The organism is Streptomyces sp. NPDC054932 (genome assembly GCF_053610205.1).
This window is the reverse complement of the sequence record NZ_JBSGXU010000170.1, coordinates 1-17,547: the sequence shown is the minus strand read 5'-3', so window position 1 is coordinate 17,547 and position 17,547 is coordinate 1. Positions and strand designations below refer to the sequence as shown.

At 71.9% G+C, this 17,547-nt stretch carries 16 protein-coding genes; 10 read left to right on the top strand and 6 right to left on the bottom strand.

What is annotated here, in order from left to right:
* Positions 1-41: 41 nt before the first annotated feature.
* Positions 42-1,832 (bottom strand): virginiamycin B lyase family protein, encoded by a 1,791-nt coding sequence (locus ACWGE1_RS32355; RefSeq protein WP_453424012.1) that lies wholly within the window; start codon positions 1,830-1,832, stop codon positions 42-44.
* Between the two features lie 261 nt (positions 1,833-2,093).
* On the opposite strand from ACWGE1_RS32355, the gene ACWGE1_RS32350 reads away from it, so the two are divergent.
* On the top strand, positions 2,094-2,417 hold the full coding sequence (locus ACWGE1_RS32350; RefSeq protein ID WP_453424011.1) for a hypothetical protein: 324 nt from the start codon (positions 2,094-2,096) through the stop codon (positions 2,415-2,417).
* A gap of 260 nt (positions 2,418-2,677) precedes the next feature.
* On the top strand, positions 2,678-3,625 hold the full coding sequence (locus tag ACWGE1_RS32345; RefSeq protein WP_453424010.1) for a hypothetical protein: 948 nt from the start codon (positions 2,678-2,680) through the stop codon (positions 3,623-3,625).
* A gap of 106 nt (positions 3,626-3,731) precedes the next feature.
* Here the strand turns inward: ACWGE1_RS32345 and ACWGE1_RS32340 are convergent, their stop codons facing one another.
* Positions 3,732-4,199, bottom strand: a complete 468-nt coding sequence (locus ACWGE1_RS32340; RefSeq protein WP_453424009.1) for an RICIN domain-containing protein — start codon at positions 4,197-4,199, stop codon at positions 3,732-3,734.
* A gap of 147 nt (positions 4,200-4,346) precedes the next feature.
* Here ACWGE1_RS32340 and ACWGE1_RS32335 point away from each other — a divergent pair, with 147 nt between their 5' ends.
* Positions 4,347-8,138, top strand: a complete 3,792-nt coding sequence (locus tag ACWGE1_RS32335; protein ID WP_453424008.1) for an nSTAND1 domain-containing NTPase — start codon at positions 4,347-4,349, stop codon at positions 8,136-8,138.
* A gap of 79 nt (positions 8,139-8,217) precedes the next feature.
* On the opposite strand, the gene ACWGE1_RS32330 is transcribed toward ACWGE1_RS32335, so the two are convergent.
* Together ACWGE1_RS32330 and ACWGE1_RS32325 are read right to left on the bottom strand one after the other, a co-directional pair.
* Entirely contained in the window at positions 8,218-9,210 is a 993-nt protein-coding gene (locus ACWGE1_RS32330) for a DUF4344 domain-containing metallopeptidase (protein WP_453424007.1), read from the bottom strand.
* A gap of 124 nt (positions 9,211-9,334) precedes the next feature.
* Positions 9,335-9,901 carry a DUF4352 domain-containing protein gene (locus ACWGE1_RS32325; protein WP_453424006.1) on the bottom strand — a complete coding sequence of 189 codons (567 nt, stop codon included), beginning with the start codon at positions 9,899-9,901 and terminating at the stop codon, positions 9,335-9,337.
* A gap of 346 nt (positions 9,902-10,247) precedes the next feature.
* Between ACWGE1_RS32325 and ACWGE1_RS32320 the strand changes: the two genes are divergently transcribed.
* The 5 genes from ACWGE1_RS32320 (at position 10,248) to ACWGE1_RS32300 (ending at position 14,591) form a co-directional block, all read left to right on the top strand.
* Positions 10,248-10,700: a hypothetical protein gene (locus ACWGE1_RS32320; protein WP_453424005.1), complete on the top strand. Its 453-nt coding sequence runs from the start codon at positions 10,248-10,250 to the stop codon at positions 10,698-10,700.
* 199 nt (positions 10,701-10,899) lie between these two features.
* Positions 10,900-11,913 (top strand): SPFH domain-containing protein, encoded by a 1,014-nt coding sequence (locus tag ACWGE1_RS32315; RefSeq protein ID WP_453424004.1) that lies wholly within the window; start codon positions 10,900-10,902, stop codon positions 11,911-11,913.
* A complete protein-coding gene (locus tag ACWGE1_RS32310) occupies positions 11,910-12,809 on the top strand; it encodes a hypothetical protein (protein WP_453424003.1) in 900 nt (299 codons plus the stop codon). The genes ACWGE1_RS32315 and ACWGE1_RS32310 overlap by 4 nt, the downstream gene beginning before the upstream one ends.
* A gap of 177 nt (positions 12,810-12,986) precedes the next feature.
* Complete coding sequence (locus tag ACWGE1_RS32305) at positions 12,987-13,313, top strand: hypothetical protein (RefSeq protein WP_453424002.1); 327 nt, start codon at positions 12,987-12,989, stop codon at positions 13,311-13,313.
* A 573-nt stretch (positions 13,314-13,886) separates the two neighbouring features.
* On the top strand, positions 13,887-14,591 hold the full coding sequence (locus ACWGE1_RS32300) for a hypothetical protein (RefSeq protein ID WP_453424001.1): 705 nt from the start codon (positions 13,887-13,889) through the stop codon (positions 14,589-14,591).
* Between the two features lie 115 nt (positions 14,592-14,706).
* On the opposite strand, the gene ACWGE1_RS32295 is transcribed toward ACWGE1_RS32300, so the two are convergent.
* Positions 14,707-15,177: a protein kilB gene (locus tag ACWGE1_RS32295; RefSeq protein WP_453424000.1), complete on the bottom strand. Its 471-nt coding sequence runs from the start codon at positions 15,175-15,177 to the stop codon at positions 14,707-14,709.
* 431 nt (positions 15,178-15,608) lie between these two features.
* Between ACWGE1_RS32295 and ACWGE1_RS32290 the strand changes: the two genes are divergently transcribed.
* Entirely contained in the window at positions 15,609-15,815 is a 207-nt protein-coding gene (locus ACWGE1_RS32290; protein WP_453423999.1) for a cold-shock protein, read from the top strand.
* Positions 15,816-16,116: 301 nt separating this feature from the next.
* Complete coding sequence (locus ACWGE1_RS32285) at positions 16,117-16,503, top strand: RidA family protein (protein WP_453424013.1); 387 nt, start codon at positions 16,117-16,119, stop codon at positions 16,501-16,503.
* 141 nt (positions 16,504-16,644) lie between these two features.
* Here ACWGE1_RS32285 and ACWGE1_RS32280 read toward each other — a convergent pair whose 3' ends face one another.
* Complete coding sequence (locus ACWGE1_RS32280) at positions 16,645-17,295, bottom strand: hypothetical protein (RefSeq protein ID WP_453423998.1); 651 nt, start codon at positions 17,293-17,295, stop codon at positions 16,645-16,647.
* Positions 17,296-17,547 lie beyond the last annotated feature (252 nt).

Here is a 17,547-nt window from a genome sequence, read left to right as displayed (position 1 = left end):
GCTCCCGGTCCGGGTCCCGGGAGCACCCCGCCGGGATCGGGTCACGGGCAGCCGGGGCCCGTTGCGGGGTTGGCGCAGACGTCGGTGCCGGGGCCGCCGTTGTTGGTGTTCGTGCCCGGGCCGCCGTCGAGGTTGTCGTTGCCGACGTCGCCGAACAGGGAGTCGTCGCCGGGGCCGCCGGTCACGGTGTCGTCGCCCGGGTTGCCGTGGAGGGTGTCGTCACCCGCGCCGCCCGCGACACGGTCGGTGCCGGGCCCGCCGTTGATCGAGTCCGCCCCGGGTCCGCCGCACACGAGGTCGTCGCCCGCGCCGCTGTTGACGGTGTCGTTGCCGCCGCGGGCGAGGATGACATCGCGTGCGGGCGTGCCGTTGATCTGGTCGTTGCCGGGGGTGCCGGTGATGGTGGGCTGTTCGCCGAAGCAGCTGACCGCGTCCACGGTGGTGGTCTCCGTCGCGGTGTCGTTGGCCGGGGCCGGATCGGAGACCGCGCCGGCCACCCCCGCCGTGTCGACGGCGAGGTCCTCGGTCGTGGCCGTCACGGTGAGCGTCCGCGCGGCGCTCGCTCCGGCGGTGAGGGTGCCGATGCCACAGGTGACGACGTCCGGGGTGGTGCCGGCCGCGGTGCAGCCGGGGGAGGCCGAGACGAACTGAACTCCGGCCGGAAGGGTGTCCTGCAGGACGACCCCCTCGGCCGTCTGCGGGCCGTTGTTCGTCGCGGTGAGCGTGTACGTCACGTTCTGGCCCTCCACGACGGGGTCCGAGCCCGTGTCGGACTTCGTGACGGCCAGGTCGGCGTCGGTGAGGTGGAGGTGGCCGATGAAGCTGGAGGTCTCGGCGAACCAGATGTCGTCGTCCGGGCCCTTGGTGATGCCCCAGGGGCCGCGCTCCGAGGAGGGCAGGGGGAACATGGCGATGACGCCGGACGTGCTGATCCGCCCGATCTGCCCGCTGTTGCGGTCGGTGAACCACAGGCTGTCGTCCGGTCCGGCGACGATGTCCTGGGGTTGGGGCCCGAGGCCGTTCGACGGTACGTCGTACTGGGTGATCACGCCTGACGGGGTGATCCGGCCGATCCGGCTGCCGCCGAACACGGTGAACCACAGGTTCCCGTCAGGGCCGGTGGTGATGTCGGTCGGGCCGCCTCCGCCGGGGACCGGGAACTCGGTGACGACGCCGGACGGGGTCATGCGGCCGATGAGGTTGTCGCCGATCTCGGTGAACCAGAGGTTTCCGTCCGGCCCGGTGGTGATGTAGGACGGCTGGCCGGAGCCGGCGGGCAGGGGGTACTCGGTGAGGGTGCCGGTGGTGGTGATGCGGGCGATCCGGTGGGCGTTCTGCTCGGTGAACCACATGGCCCCGTCGGGGCCGGCGGTGATGCCGGTGGGCTCGACGAACTGGTCGGGGAGGGGGTACTCGGTGACCGTGCCGTTCGTGTCGATCTTCCCGACCCGGGAGTCGAAGTGCTGCATGGTGAACCAGACGTTCCCGTCCGGGCCGGTGGTGATGTCGTGCGGGGTGCTGAACTCGCCGGGCAGGGCGTACTCGGCGATGAGGGTGCCGGCCGGGCTCATCCGGCCGATCTTGTTGCCGACCGCCTCGGTGAACCACAGGTTGCCGTCCGGGCCGGTGGTGATGCCGACCGGGGTGCTGGGGGTGGGTACGGGGTATTCGGCGATGCCGACGGCGGCCTGCGCCTGCGGGGCCCCCGCGGCCAGGGGCAGGACGGCGGCCATCAGGATGCCGGTGACCAGCGCCGCCAGACCGCGCCGACGGCGGGGCTCCGGTCGCCGGGGCGTCCCCGGCTCTGGCGCACTGCGGGTTGTGGGAGGCATGGGCGAGCACCTTTCGGTCGCGTGGGAACGCGCCCGTCGTACCAAGGCCCGATCGTTTCTTCGGATGCGGCCGCACCCGCGGCGCGCCGGATCTTCACCCGTATTCCACCCGATCGGCGCCATCCCGGCCGGTGGGGCAGGCGGGACCGCCCCGCCCTGAGCGGCCGTTCGGCGGCAGGCGTCGCACCGGCCCGCTACTCAGGGGAGACCGAGTAGCAGCGCCCATACGCCGGCCACGAAGCCGGGCCTACCGTGAACTCCATGAGCACCGACCAGCTGTCCACCGACCTCGACCTCGACCTTGCGCCGCGCGGCTCCGAGACGGGCATGACATCCCTCGCCCTGGGCTCCGGCGCATTCCTGGCTCTCGGTGCCCTGCCGGCGCTGCCGTACCTCGTTCTCCTCGCGCTGCCCCTCGGCATCGCCGCCATCGCCTCCGGCGTCCGCGCGCTGCGCCGCGGCGTGGCAGCGACGTCCGGGCGGATCGCGTCGGTCACGGGCATCACGCTCGGCTCGCTGGGAGTGCTGGGCTGGGCGGGCCTGATGATCCTGTGGTTCCTGTTGGAGCAGGCCCTGAGCCACTGACCGGGCGGGGCCGGCAGCGGCCGGTCCGGATTCCCCACGGACGGCCGGCCGGGACGCTGCCCTCCGCAGCTCGTACCTCGGCCTCAGAGGTCACTCACCCGGCCGGGGGAGGGCAGTCGTCCGGGCGGCCGACGCCACGCCGCCCCGGTCGGTGCGACGTTCAGAACATGACCGGTGCTGAACGGACGACGAGGGCGCTTCGGAGCACCTGGTGGCGGCGAGGGCCGCGCCGGGTGGCCCGGGCAACGATGCTGTGGGGGGTGCTGTATGCCGGCTTCGGCCTGGCGTGCGCGCTGAACGGGACTCCCTTGCTCTACCACGGCGCCGACTCAGGGGCCTCCGGGCCGGGTTGGGCGGTCGTGATGGTGGGTGTGCTGGGGGCGGTGGCCGGCGGGGCGGTCGTGCGGTACGGGCTGCTGCCACCGTTGCGGGTGCTGCTCCGGGTGGTTTGCGGGCTGGCGGGGATCACCGCGTTCAGCCTGCTGATGGATGTGATCACGCTGATGTTCGGTCAGGGGGTGGACGGCCTTGCGTCCACTGCGAACAAGGCCCTCGCGGCGGCCGGGGCTGTCCTGCTCGCGGCCACGGCCCGGTCCGACCGCCAGGCCGCCGGCACTGCCGGTACTGCCGTACGAGCGCCGTCCGCTGCGCCGCGGCCCCTCCAACTCGCCGCCTGTGCAGGGACGCTGGCCTTCGTCCCGTACGCGGCGATGAAGCTGGTCTGGGCGTGCGGCGGGACGTTCGCGGGGATCACCGGTGAGGAGATGCTCGCGGTTTCGGAGCGGAACGGCGCCTCGGGAATCTTCCTCGCCCTGGAGTCCCGGGGGCTGGACCCCACCGTGCTGCTGGCCGCGCTCGGCGTTTTCCTGCTGTGGGGCCTGGTCCGCCCGTGGGGGCAGGTCTTCCCTCGCTGGACGCTGTTCCTGCGCGGCCGGCGGGTGCCGCGCTGGCTCCCGCTCGCCCCGGCTCTGATCGGTGCTGCCACGCTCGCCCCGTACGGTGTCGTGGGGGGCGGATACCTGGCCCTGGCCACGGCCGGCGCGGTGACGGTGCGGCCCGGCGACTTCCACTCCCCGGGCGACGCGCTGCTGGTCGGCTGGGTCGGGATGACCGCCTTCGCCGTCCACGGCATCGCCCTGACCGCCGCGGCCCGCTCGTACTGGCTTCGGACGCGTCCCGCCGGCCCCACGAACGGCAGTGCGGAGTGACCGTCCGCGGCCGGTCGGATCCCGGAGCCACTCGCGGTGGCAATGGAGCGGAACCCCGCACAGCCCCGCACGGCCCGGCACGCGAAGTGCCGGGCCGTGCAGGCGTTCAGAAGTCCCAGCTCTGGCTCCGCGCGCCGTTGCAGCTCCAGCTCACCAGAAGCTGGCCGATCTCAGGACGCCCGGCCAGGATGTCGAGGCACTTCCCGTTCACCCGGTTACGGATCTCGCTGCCGTTGCGGTACCACTTCTGGTGGAGACCGCCGTGGCAGTCCCACATGCTCACCGAACCCTGGTCACCCAGATGGGGACCGTAGATCTCCAGGCACTTCCCGTTCAGGTTGGAACGGATCTGCTCACCGTCCCAGTACCACTGCTGGTTGGTGCCGCCGTGGCAGTCCCACGTCACGGTGGAGGCGCCGTTCTCCTGATGGAACATGAAGACGTCGGCGCACCTTCCGTTCAGGTTGGACCTGAGCAGCGGTGCCGCGGCAGCCGCGGGCGAGCCCGTCAACGTGGCGCCGGCCAGCAGACCGGTGATCGCCGCCAGCAGCATCAGTCGTCGCACAGACCTCATGGTTCTCCTTCGTATCGCCGTTGCGCGGTTGCGCTGGCATCTGTCTAGCCGCCGGTAGATGTCCGGCGCCGGAACGTGGATTCCGGACATCAATAGCTGGACAAACACCACCCATCACGGCTGCGGAAAGCCGCAGAAAGGAAGGCAATGCCACGCCCCGAACGCCCGCTCGACCTGGACTCCGGTCCGCTGACACGCTTCGCGGCCGACCTGAGGAAGCTGCGCGAGGCGGCGGGACGGCCGCCCTACCGGGCACTGGCGAAAAGGGCACACTATTCGTCCACGACACTGTCGGACGCGGCGGGCGGGGACACCCTCCCGAGCCTCGCCGTCACGCTCGCGTACGTCGAGGCGTGCCAGGGCGACCGCCGCACATGGGAAACCCGATGGCATGAGACCGCCGCCGAGATCGCTGCCGAGATCGCCGCCGGCGCACAGGGCGACGGGCCCGGGGAAAGCAGCCGGAAGAGCGCACCGTACGCGGGGCTGTCGGCATTCCAGCCGGAAGACGCCGACCGCTTCTTCGGGCGCGAACAGCTGACCGGCGAGGTCCTCGCCAAGGTGCACGACCGCCGGTTCCTGGCAGTCTTCGGGCCGTCCGGATCGGGGAAATCCTCGTTGCTCCGGGCGGGGCTCGTCGCCCGCGCACGGGCATCGGGGTGGCCGGTGATGCTGTTCACGCCGGGCCCGCACCCCCTGGAGGAATGCGCGATCCACCTGGCCGCGGCAACCGGAGAGGCCCCCGGCGCGCTGGCGGCCGAACTGCTGGACGATCCCGGGGCGTTGCACCTGCGGATCCGGCAGACCATGATCGACCGCACACCGGACGTCGACACACTGATCGTGGTCGACCAGTTCGAAGAGGTCTTCACCCTCTGCGCAGGCCGGGACGAACGAGCCGCTTTCATCGCCATGTTGATCGCGGCCACCACGGCAGGCACCAGCCGGACCCGGGTGGTGCTCGGCGTGCGCGCCGATTTCTACGGCCACTGCGTCCAGGACCCCCGGCTGGTCGAGGCGATGTGCGACGCGCAGATCGCGGTCGGCCCGATGAGCAGCCAGGACCTGCGCGAGGCCATCACCCGGCCGGCCCTGCTCGCCGACTGCACGGTGACCGGCCCCCTGCTGGCGGCCGTGGTCGCGGACGCGACCGGCCAGCCCGGTGCGCTGCCCCTGGTCTCGCACGCGATGGTCGAGACCTGGCACCGGCGCAGCGGCAGCCGCCTGACCCTGGAGGGCTATCTGGCGGCCGGCGGAATCCGGCACGCGCTCGCACACACCGCGGAGGCCGCCTACGGAGCCCTGTCGCCGGTGCAGCAGGACCTCGCCAGGTCGCTGTTCCTCCGGCTGACCGCGCTGGGCGACGGCACGGAGGACACCAGGCGCCGGATCACCAGGGACGAGCTGGACCCGGGCCCCGACACCGTCCACGTCCTCGAATCCCTTGCCCGGCAACGCCTCGTGACGCTGGACGAGGGGTGCGTCGAGATCACCCACGAGGCGATCATCCGGTGCTGGCCGAGGCTGCGCGGCTGGCTGACCGAAGACCGGGACCAGCTGCTCCTGCACCGGCAGCTCACCGACGCGACCGCCGGCTGGGAGGCGCAGGACCGCGACCCGCACGCCTTGTACCGGGGCGCCCGCCTGGCCGCCGCACTGGACCTGGCCGCCGCCGACGACAGCCGGCTGACCTCCAGGGAACGGCGCTTCCTCGACGCGAGCCGCGAAGCGCAGGCCGGCGAAACCGCGGCGGTCAGGCGACGGACGGTCCGCCTGCGGCAGCTGGTCACGCTGCTCACCGTGCTGGTGGTCATCGCGGCGACCGCGGGCGCACTGGCCGTCGACTCGCGCGACTCGGCCATCCGCCAGCGCAACGTGGCCATCGCGCGCAAGGCCGCCGCGGACGCTGCCGAAGTACGCCCGCACGACCCCTCGCTCGCCGCACAGCTGAATCTGGCCGCCTACCGGCTGGCAGCCACCAGTGACGTCCGCGACCAGCTCATGAGCACGTTCGCGACGCCGTACACGAGCCGGCTCACCGGCCACACCTCCGACGTGGTCGCGATTTCCGTCGCCCCGAAGAGCACGGTCCTGGCCACCGCGAGCTGGGACCGCACGGTCCGGCTGTGGGACATCGGCAACGCCCGCCACCCCGTACAGCTGGCCGTGGTCAACCAGCCGGAACGGCTGATGTCGGTGGCGTTCGACGAGAGCGGCCGTCTCCTGGCCACGGCGAGCGAACGCTCGGTGCGGCTGTGGGACGTGTCGGACCGGCGTACGCCCGCCGAGCTGGCCACCCTGCCGGACCAGCGGTCCGCGCCGACGTGGGTGGCGTACCGGCCCGGCGGCGGTGTCCTGGCCACCGGCCACACCGACGGAACAGCGCGGCTGTGGAACGTGAACGACCCCCGCCACCCGCGGCTGCTGGCCGCCCTGCCCGGTCACTCCGGCACCGTCACCTCGGTGACGTTCAGCCCGGACAGCCGCACGGCGGCGACCACCGGCGACACCACCACCAGACTGTGGGACGTCAACGACCCCGCGAACCCGCTCCTCCTCGACGTCCTGCGCGGACACACCGACACCGTGACCTCGGCCGCCTTCAGCCCCGACGGCCGGACCGTGGCGACCGGGAGCTGGGACCGTACCGCACGGATCTGGGACATCGCCGGCAGCCGGCGGACACAGCCACCGGCCGTCCTGCCCGGCCATCCCGCGATCGTCTGGTCGGTGGCATTCAGCCCGGACGGCGGCACGCTGGTCTCGGTGGGCGGGTCCACCCAGTTCTGGGACGTCACCGCCCCGGCCCGTCCGAAGCGGACCAGCACGATTCAGGGCGGGTTCTACCAGGCCGCGTTCAGCCCGGACGGCCGCGTACTCGCCAACTCCGACCGGCTCCTGGACCTGCGGGACCTGTCGCTCGCGACCCACGACGACGTGGTCACGTCCCTCGCGTTCGACCCCGGCGGCCACCTGCTCGCCAGCGCCAGTTGGGACGGCACCGCCCGGCTGTGGCAGGTCACCGGCGGCCGGGCCCTGTGGCCGCTGTCGGTCCTGCACGGGCACACCAGGTTCGTCCGGTGCGTGGCGTTCGGCCCGGACGGGCGCACCCTCGTCACCGCGAGCGAGGACGGCACCGCCCGCATCTGGGACGTGACCGATCCCCGCAAGCCCCGGCTGACATCGGTCATCAGCCCCGGCGCCGGCGAAGTCGCCGGCGCCCGCTTCGCCCCGGGCGGCCGTCTGCTGGCCCTCTGGGCACAGAGCACGGCCGGACTGTGGGACCTGACCGATCCCGGCAACCCCCGGCGACTGAGCCGGATCGCCGAGGACGGGCCGCACGTCACGACGGCCTCCTTCCGGCCCGACGGCCGCACGCTGGTGACGAGCACCGGCGAGTCCGGCTCGCTGCGGTTCTGGGACATCAGCGAACCGAGCACCCCCAGGGAACTCCCGTCCCCGTTGCGAACCGACCCCCTGACCGGCGGCGTGTTCGGCCCCGACAACCGGAGACTGGCCGCCTTCCACCGAACGGACAAGACGGTCCGGCTGATCGACGTCGACGGCATCGGCCGCCCGGCGAAGACGACACGGCTGACGGCGTCCGGCTCCTGGCTCTACACCGTGATCTTCGACGCGAACGGCCGCCGACTGGCAGCCGGCGCCGGGGACGGCAAGGCCCTGCTCTGGGACGTGGGCGGCTCGGCCACCCCCACCGTCCTCACCGGCCACTCGAACCCCGTACCGGCCGTGGCCTTCAGCCCGGACGGGAACACCCTGGCCACCGGCGGCAACGACTTCACGATCCGGCTGTGGGACACCGGCCTGGACAGGACCACCGCCCGCATCTGCGAGAGCGCATACCCCCGGATCACCAGAGCCCAATGGGCCCGGTACTTCACGGCGGTCGACTTCAACCCACCCTGCCCCGCCGCCTGACAGCCGTCAGCACCCTCGTTCCTGCAGGCCACCGGAGTCGGACCGCCTGCAGAGCCTCCCGGGCCTGTGCCGGACGGGCTCATTGAGCGCTGCGGATCTCGTCGATCCGCTTCGCCAGCGCCTGCGTCTCCGCGATGAGCCGCGCGTGCGCCTTCTTCTGCTCCTCGTCGCCCCGGGCCCTGAACGCCGTGCTGAAGTGGGGCTGGAGCTGGGTCCACCAGCCGTAGTCCAGCATCGCCCACGCCTGCGGGCACAGGGGGGCGCGGGTCTTCGGGAGGTAGCCGCTGTCGACCAGGGACTCCTGGTACTTCTTCGGGTCGCTGCCCTCCAGGTAGCACAGGAAGTTGAAGGCCCGCTGCTGGGTGACGGGGTGGTCGCTCGACATGCCCTCCAGGGTCGGCCGGCCTTCCTTGCGGGCGATCTCGTCGAAGAGGATCGCGGCGGCCAGCGACGGGTCCGGCCCGACCTCGTTGACGGTGTAGAAGGACGCGAAGCCGTCCGCCGCGTCCTCTTCGAGGCCGAGGTTGGCCAGGAGGAGCTGGCGTTGCAGGGCGTGGCCCATCTCGTGGCCGAAGATGAACTCGGTCGACAGCACGGTCAGGTCGTCGGTGTTGTACTCGGACGCGGGGAACGGGGCGGGCCGCTCGACGGTCTTCACGACGTCGGCGAGGGCCTTCTCGATCTCGGACAGGAACGACGGCGGGATGAAGATCGTCCTGCCGTCGGGCTGGGTGACGGCGTCGGTGACGCCGCGCGGCACGGCGGCGGTGACCTTCACGACCAAGTCGTGCGGGAGGGTGAGTGATCTGTTCACCCAGTCGGCCGAACGCTCCAGCACACGGGAGTCCCGGATCAGCGCCACGACCTCCCGGTCCTCCGGTTCGACCGTTCGGTCCTCGTACACGACGGTGACCCTGCCGGAGCCGGCCGCCGGGGGGTGAGGCCCCGCTCCGGGCACCTGCCCGGCGCCGCGGTCCCCACCGCTGCACCCGGTCACGACGACCCCGGCCAGGACCAGCACGCCTGACAGGACGATCCGCGCCCTCTTCGGGCAACCGGCGGTGTTCGGCATCCTTGATCGGCTCCCGTCGCGTGTTCCCGCACTGATCCTCCGGCCGTCCGCAGACGGGTGCCCGTCGAGCCGCCCGTACGGGGGACCGTCCGCCCGCCGTCGGCGGTACCGATCGGGGTGGGGGTCAGGGCACGTTCCACTGGCCCGTATTCGGGGAGAAGCCGCTGTTCATGGAGAACTGCACCTTGGAGATCTCGGATGTGCCGGGAACCTCGAAGGCGATGAATCCCAGCGCGGTGTCCGCGGGCGCGACGGTGATGCTGCCGGGGAACTCGGGGCCGGCGCTCGTTTCCGTGTATGCCGCGCCGAACTGCTGGCCCTGGGTGTCCACGACCTTCACCCCATTGCCCGGAGAGTCCTGGTAGACGGCGGCGCCGGTGTTCTTGAGCCGGAACTGGACCGCCACGTACCGCGCCCCCGCCTCGGGGGTGGAGTGCGGGTTCTTGGCGCGGGCCGGGTCCACGATCTTCACGAGGGTGACGGCGAGCTTCTCGCCGTCCTCGAGGCCGGTGAGATCGAGGGTGGCCCCTACCGCGGCGGAAGCGGGCCGGAACGGTGCAGGGGCCGACTGCTCCATGACGGGCGCCGCTTCCCGGACCGGCCTGCTGCTCGCCGGTGTGGTGGTGACCGTCGCTTCTCGGGAACAGCCCGTCGTAGCCGCGAACAGCCCGGAGAGCACAAGAGCGAGCACACGCCGCATCGAACCTCCCAGAGGCCGCCGTGCCCCCGGCGGAGCGCGGAAGGAAGAGCCAGGACTCCACCATCCTCGGCCGGACCGGGACACGCACCCGGAGGCGGCCCCGGCTCCGTTCCGCGCGGCGAGTCCCTGGCCTACCGGCATCCCGGCGGCCCTGGGGCGGACGTTACGCAGGATGGCCCACGCGAGCTTGCCGACCGTCCCCCTTCCTACGGGCTCCGCCCGCACCCGTGAGCCGGGCGATCGTTCCCCACCGGGCGGTGGCCGGCCGCCGTGCAGGCCCCGGTCGGCCGTTGGGGAACCGTGGTGGTGCTAGGTTGGCCGAAATTTTGCGGGAGGGATGGGCAAGCCGGTGAACAGTGCCCTGCGGTATGCGGCTGTCACGGCGCTCGGCGAGCTCGGGCGAAGCAGCGACTCCGGGGACCGGGCGGACGCCGGTCGCGCTCTGGCGGGCTTTGCCGAGATGGAGGAGGCTGCCGGGCCGCTGCTGGAGCTGGTGCTCGACCGCGAGGACACCTTCGTCACACGGGTGACCGCAGAGGCCTTGCTGCGACGGCAGGACAGGGCCGGGCTGAGCGTGGTCGCGTCCGCGCTGGCAGTCGCCGGCCCGAACCATGGCGATTGGATCCACACCGCGATCCTCGACGCATTCGCCGTCTACGCCGCCGACCGCGACGACGCGATGCGGATCTGCGAGGAGCTGGCGCGGGATTCTGACGAGCGTGTCGCCCTGGGGGCTCGCGAGCTGCACGAAAGCCTGGCCGGGATCAATTGCGTTCTCTACCCCGCATAACGCAGGAGAGACACAGCCGCAGGCACCCGGCCCCTCTGCCGTTACCGGATCGGCATCGGTGACCGGGAAGCCCTGATGCTGCTGCGGAAGCGGGCCGCCTCATGCGCCGACGACCCGGCCCGCACCCCCTCTTTTCGTCCCCTTGACGATATGAACACTTCTAGTTATCGTCGCATTGACGAAATTAAGGGGGTCCGCCATGGCCGACATCACCCGGCGCTTCGGCTGGCGTCATCTGCGCTCCGCGCCCACCACCCACATCCGCCACCACAAGCGCGGCCGACTCGTCCACGACGGACGGGGACTCAGCTTCTGGTACCGGTCGCTCTCGGCGGCGCTTTCCGAAGTGCCGGTCGACGACCGGGAGCTGGCCATGGCGTTCCACGCCCGTACCTCCGACTTCCAGGACGTCGCCGTGCAGGCCACCGTCACCTACCGGATCAGCGACCCGGCCGAAGCCGCGGACCGACTCGACTTCTCCGTCGACCCGGACACCGGCAGCTGGCGCGGCGCCCCCCTGGAGCAGATCGCCACCCTCCTCACCGAGACCGCGCAGCAGCACACGCTGGACGTACTGGCCCGGACTCCACTGGCCGTCGCCCTGGTGGACGGCGTCGCCTCCGTACGGGGGAGCGTCGCCGCCGGTCTCGCCGCCGAGCCCAGACTCCCGGCCACCGGCATCGAAGTGGTGACCGTACGGGTCGTGGCGATCCGCCCCGAGGCCGAGGTGGAGCGCGCCCTGCGCACCCCGGCCCGCGAGCAGATCCAGCAGGAGGCGGACCGGGCCACCTACGAACGGCGGGCCGTCGCCGTCGAGCGTGAGCGCGCCATCGCCGAGAACGAGCTGGCCAGTCAGATCGAACTGGCCAGGCGCGAGGAGCAGCTGATCGACCAGCGCGGCACCAACACCCGCCGCGAGGCCGAGGAAAAGGCGGCGGCGGACGGCATACGCACCGAGACCGAGGCGGCCCGCAAGGTCCGCCTGGCCCGCGCGGACGCCGAGGCGGCGCGCGAGACGGGCGCGGCACGCGCCGAGGCCCAGGCCGCCTGGCTGCGCGTCCACGACGAAGCCGGCACGGGAACGCTGCACGCCCTGGCGGTGACCCGGCTGGCGGAGAACCTGCCGCGGATCGAGAGCATCACACTCTCTCCCGACGTCCTCACCGGACTCCTCACCAGGCTCGGACGTCCGGAAGGCGGCACGGGCGAGTGAGCCTGGCCCCGCGGGCGGTGATCGTGCACCGCAGGACCGAGTACGAGGAACTGCTCGCCCGGCACGGGACGCACGGGCAGGCCGCGTTCTTCCTCTCCAGCCGGGGCCGCTCGATCGACGAGGTGCTCCGCCGCCACGAGGGCACGCGGCAGGCGCTGCGGGAGGTGGCGGCAGCGGTGCCGCTCACCTGGCGCAGCTCCCGGGTGGAGCGGGCGGACCTGGACCGCTTCCTGTTCGCCCCGGAGGACGTGGTGGTCGTGGTCGGCCAGGACGGCCTCGTCGCCAACACCGCGAAGTACCTGCGCGGACAGCCGGTGGTGGGCATCGACACCGACCCGGGGCGCAACCCGGGGGTCCTGGTCCGTCACCGCTGCGCCGACACGGCCGCCCTGCTGCGTGCGGCGACCGCCGCCGGGGGCCGGGCGGAGGAGCTGACCATGGTCGAGGCCGTCGCCGACGACACCCAGCGCCTACTCGCGCTGAACGAGATCTACCTGGGCTCGCCCGGTCACCAGACGGCCCGCTACCGTCTGGGCGCCGACGGCGAGAAGGGCCCGGGCGAGGCCCAGGCATCCTCCGGGGTGCTGGTGGGCACCGGCACGGGCGCCACCGGCTGGCTGCGTTCCCTGTGGCTGGAGCGCGGCAGCTCGGCGGGGCTGCCCGCACCCTGCGACCGGCGTCTCCTGTGGTTCGTGCGCGAGGCATGGCCGTCGCCCACGACCGGAACGACGAAGGTCGCCGGCGAGCTGGGGCGGGGGCAGACGCTGCAGCTGACCGTGGAGTCGGACCGGATCGTGGTCTTCGGCGACGGAATGGAGAGCGACGCCCTGGAGCTGACCTGGGGCCAGAGCGTACGGCTGGGCATCGCGGGAACGTCGCTGCGCCTGGTGACGTGAGCGGTGAGCGCCCTGCCCGACCGGCTGTCGCCACTGCAGCCCCACAGGAGGACGACGCGCCGGTGAGGACGCCGTTGCGGGCGGTGCAGCCGTTCCCGCTCGACGCTGTGCAGTGGCGTCTCACCATGACTGTCACCCCGCTTGCCCCGTCCGGCATCGGCAGCTGATCATCCGCGCATGAGAACCGAAGTCCAGATCTTCGTCGCCGACGGCCCGCTGCCCGACTGGGACTCCACTGAAGAAGAGATCGACCGACGCGGACTGCAACTGGAGGCCATCACCAAGCCCGTCACCACGGAGGAAGCCCGCGCACTGGCTGCCTGCTTTGGCCCGGACGACTGCTACGGCGTCGGCTGGACGCTGATCCACCTCATCGAAACAGCCCCGGGGCCGCTGCCCGTCGTACCCCGCCGCCCCGGCGCCGAGGCTCCCGCCCGGGACATTCCCCGGGGACGGTGGCACCGGCACTACGGCGAGGAACTCGACGACGAGGCCTCCGGCTGATCACTCGCAAACCAGAGCGAACCGTCGCGCAGGATCCAGCGATGCGTAGGCGAGATCCGGCGCGCCGACCCCGCAGGACCGCTCGCGGACTGGACCGCACACTTGCCCCGGTCCGCGACACCGCAGTACCGCTGCCCGAGCCACTGGCCGCCCTCCTGGCCGGGACGGCCGGGCAACGACCGCCACCACCGCGGACGCGCCACCGCCGCGCTGGAGCGGATCGCCGCCCGGGTGGGCCGGGATGCTGCGCGACGCCGGCCTGTCCGCCGAAGCGGTGGACGCCGCGCTCGGAGGGTCTTCTCCCTTCCACCGCACGCGGCGGAGCGTGTCGGCTGTGGTCCTTGATCACCCCGGTCTACGGTGGATGCGAGGTCCGGCGCCGCGTCATCCCGGGCAAGTCCCGGGCGCGGTCGTCCAGGTCGGCCGGGCAGCCACCCCGTACGCCTTCACCTGCGAGGAGCGGCACATGAACCCGACATCGAGGACGACCGGCACCATCCGCAACACCGACCCCGTATGACCTCGGCAGCACATGCGATCTGAGCTGCCACCGGGCCCGGAAAGCAGTCGGCCGTGACCGGACAGAACCCGTCCGCAACGGACCGCATGAGCCCGCGCGAGCCGGGGCCGAGATCTGCTGTCCGCACCGAGAGCCGCTGGCCGATGGCCGCAGCGGTCGTCGCTTCTGCTGTCCTCACCCTGCTGCTGCCCGACGACCTGCGTCTTGGGCCCCGATGGGCGCTTCCCCTCGCCGAAGGCCTCCTGCTGGTGGCGCTGATCTCGGGAGACCCCGGTCGGATCAGCCGCCGCTCCACCGTCTTGCGCTCAGTGGCGATCGCCCTGGTCGTCGTGCTCGCGGGCAGCGCCATCTGGTCGACCGTCCAGCTGATCGACGATCTCATCCACGGCGGGCACGAGACCAGCTCCGCCAATGCCCTCCTGCTGGCCGGCGGTAGCGTCTGGGCCTCCACCGTCCTTGCCTTCTCCCTCCTGTACTTCGAACTCGACAGCGGCGGTCCGGCCGCCCGGGCCCACCACATGCCCCCCACTCCGGCGCTCGCCTTCCCCCAACAGCTCAGCCCCGAACTGAACGCCCCGCACTGGCGCCCCCACTACATCGACTACCTCTACCTCGGGTTCACCAATTCCACCGCGCTGAGCCCCACCGACGTCATGCCGCTCGCCCCCTGGGCCAAGAGCGTCATGACCCTCCAGTCCATCCTTTCCCTCATGATCCTGGGACTCGTCGTCGCCAGGGCCGTGAACGTCCTGGCCTGAGACGGCCCGGCGACGGGCGTCCGGGCCACAGTCCGCAAACGCCGGTCCGGCAGCCGGGAACAAGGCTGATGAAGCGACTGAAGACGGCCAGGACGCCGGCAGCGGTCGCCCCCGGTCAGGGGCCGTTGGGGCTCAGCAGCGCGGCGGCCGCGGCAATGAACGCGACGGACGCTTCCTTGGCCGCACGCCGCCGGGCGTCCAGCTCGGTCCGGTCGATCGCCTTGCGCAGTGCGTACGTGGCATCTGCGGCCTGCTGGGCGGGGCCGGAAAGCTCGGGGACCAGGACCTGAAGGCGGATGTGGGGCGCGGTGATTGCCGCGCGGGTGTCGTGGGACCTCGTCTGGGCCTCCAGCTGGTGCTCGGGGCCTGCCTCGGCCAGGGCCAGACGCTCCCGGTGGAACATCGCCGAGCGGTGCGCGTCCAGGGCGGCCGCGAAGTCGGTCACGGCGCCGAGCCGGTCCTGGCGATGGCTGTCGGTGCGCTCCTCGGCGCGCGCGGTGCGTGCCGAACGGTGCTGGAGGAGTCCGGCGGTCAGGGCACCGGCGAGGGTACCGAGTACGGCAACGATCGAAGTCCATATGGACATCAGGTGTTGGATCCTCTCGGGTGGTCCGTTTGCGGCTGGGGCAGGGATCGGGTGCCAGGGCCATGATCACTTGTTCCGGGCCGACCGGCACACGAGATACTCCCGGCGGCAACGGCGGCAGCGCCACACCCGGACGCGAGCACTCTGTCCGGGTGGAGCTCACGCCCGTATCAGCGCGTCAACGACAGACCCCTCCCGGAGGAGGGTGCAATAGCGACTGCGGGGAGCCGCACTTGTCGGTGCTGTTCCCCGCCCCGTGGCGCTGCTGGTCCCCGCCCCGTGGCGCTGCCGGCCGCGGGCAGGTCCGGCAGCCGTCACACGTCGCCGGTCACCGCCGCCCGCAATGGCGGCGTGTGATGCGCGCAACGGATGGGCACGATCAAGACCGGCCGCACACCGCGGCCCGTGCGGCACGTCGACAAGGGACACCGATGGCAACAGGCATTGTGAAGTGGTTCAACGCGGAGAAGGGGTTCGGCTTCATTCAGCAGGACGACGGCGGACCCGACGTGTTCGTCCACTTCTCCGCCATCCAGACCACCGGCTTCAAGGAACTCGCCGAAGGCGCCAAGGTCGAATACGACGTCACCCAGGGCCCCAAGGGACCCCAGGCCGAACAGGTCGTGACGATCGGCTGACAGACACCGCACCCCGCCCCACCCCACCCACGACAGGAGCCCCGGCCGGAACACATCCGGCCGGGGCTTCCGCGCGAGGACCCCGCCGCGGCGCCGGGACGAAGCCGGCGCATCTGGGTACGGCTGCTTTTGCGGGGCCGTTTCGAGCCCTTCGCTCCGTCCGCATCGCCCGGGCTCCTCATGGCGGTACGGTCGGCCGGCGCCGCAAACACTGCCGATCGGTAGGGGCTGGGCTCTCGCGATCCGGACAGAACAGGCCTGGTGGTTGGCCATCGAACACCGTCTGGCGCACCATGACTTGATGGATCGACAGACTGTGAGCTCAGGATCACCGCTGGAACCGCAGATCGGCTTCTCACGGGCAGTTCGAGGAGGCACCTACGTGGCGGTCGCCGGCACAGCTCCCATCGGAGACGACGGCTCGACCGTGGGACCGGGTGACGTCTATGCGCAGACGGTGAGGTGCCTGGACATCGCCGAGCGTGCACTGGAAGCGGCTGGGGCATCGGTGGAAGACGTCATTCGTACCCGCATCATGCTCACCGATGTGACCTCGTGGAAGGAAGCCGCCCGAGCACACGGCGAACGGTTCGCATCCGTCCGGCCCGCGACCACGTTCGTCGAGGTCTCTCGCTTCATCGACCCTGCCTGGCTGGTCGAAGTGGAGATCGACGCCGTCCTCGACTGAATCGACCCTGTTCGGCTCCCGGGCGCGGGCTCTCCGGCGAGCGACATCGCTCGTCCCGATGAGGTTCGGACGGATGCGGATCCTGCGGCCAGTGGGCAAGCGCGGCGCAGCGGAGCCGGCCCAGCGCCGCAGGCCAGGGCCTCAGGCGGCGAACGGGTCGGCGTGACCGGGCAACTGCTGCCCGGGGCGCAGGAACCGCTGGCTGCCCTGTTCGTCGCGCACCGCGAGGAACCCGGCGGCCGTCAGCCGCTGTGCGATCGTCCTGCGACGGATCTCGCCCGCCTTGAACGCCACGGTGAAGAACAGCGCGACCGCCCCGCCGGAGGCGACCGCTTCGACCGGCGACCTGTCGATGAGCAGGATGACGGCCAGGACCGCGCAGGCGAGGTAGCCCATCACCTTCTGGCTCCGGTTGACGATGTACAGGGCCATGACGTCGAAGGTGATGAGGTCCTTCAGCACGGCCACGGCACCGGCCGCTTCGGGCAGCGGCTTCAGCGAGCCCTGCTCCAGCCCGGGCACGGTCCCGCCGTTGCCCGCCTGCGGATGGGCGGTGATGGTGGCCGCCTCACGGACGCGCGCGTCGGGCCGCGGGTCCCGGTACATCCGGACCTGGACGAGCGAATTCTTGAACCCGGTCCTGTACGCAATGCCGTACGTGTAGCCGTACTGCTCCGCCACGTGTGCCAGGGCGGCCGCCTTCGGCGTGGAGCCCTGGGGGGCGATCTCGACGATGTCCTGCTGACGGGCTATCTGCTGGAGCAGCCCCGCTATGTGACGTTCTGTGGACATCCTGTTCCCCGCCCCCTGAGACCCCGCGCCCGGGGCCGACCCGCGCACAGCCTAGGGGGTGCGCCGCCGAGCGGAACACGCGCGGTCCCCCGGGCCGTGGACCGGGAGACCGCGCATCCGGCGAGGTCAGGCCCCTACGGCAGGTGGCGGGCCCTGACGATGCGCTGGACCCGGTTCGTGCCCTCGGCTCCAGCCGCAGGATTTCGGCGAGCCGTCCCAGAGAACCCTCGTTGCCGTCCGGCCCCTGCTGCC

Coding starts and splice junctions, on each gene's coding strand:
- ACWGE1_RS32355 (WP_453424012.1), bottom strand. CDS start 1,832: ATGCCTCCCACAACCCGCAGTGCGCCAGAGCCGGGGACGCCCCGGCGA.
- ACWGE1_RS32350 (WP_453424011.1), top strand. CDS start 2,094: ATGAGCACCGACCAGCTGTCCACCGACCTCGACCTCGACCTTGCGCCG.
- ACWGE1_RS32340 (WP_453424009.1), bottom strand. CDS start 4,199: ATGAGGTCTGTGCGACGACTGATGCTGCTGGCGGCGATCACCGGTCTG.
- ACWGE1_RS32335 (WP_453424008.1), top strand. CDS start 4,347: ATGCCACGCCCCGAACGCCCGCTCGACCTGGACTCCGGTCCGCTGACA.
- ACWGE1_RS32330 (WP_453424007.1), bottom strand. CDS start 9,210: ATGCCGAACACCGCCGGTTGCCCGAAGAGGGCGCGGATCGTCCTGTCA.
- ACWGE1_RS32320 (WP_453424005.1), top strand. CDS start 10,248: ATGGGCAAGCCGGTGAACAGTGCCCTGCGGTATGCGGCTGTCACGGCG.
- ACWGE1_RS32315 (WP_453424004.1), top strand. CDS start 10,900: ATGGCCGACATCACCCGGCGCTTCGGCTGGCGTCATCTGCGCTCCGCG.
- ACWGE1_RS32305 (WP_453424002.1), top strand. CDS start 12,987: ATGAGAACCGAAGTCCAGATCTTCGTCGCCGACGGCCCGCTGCCCGAC.
- ACWGE1_RS32295 (WP_453424000.1), bottom strand. CDS start 15,177: ATGTCCATATGGACTTCGATCGTTGCCGTACTCGGTACCCTCGCCGGT.
- ACWGE1_RS32290 (WP_453423999.1), top strand. CDS start 15,609: ATGGCAACAGGCATTGTGAAGTGGTTCAACGCGGAGAAGGGGTTCGGC.
- ACWGE1_RS32285 (WP_453424013.1), top strand. CDS start 16,117: ATGGATCGACAGACTGTGAGCTCAGGATCACCGCTGGAACCGCAGATC.
- ACWGE1_RS32280 (WP_453423998.1), bottom strand. CDS start 17,295: ATGTCCACAGAACGTCACATAGCGGGGCTGCTCCAGCAGATAGCCCGT.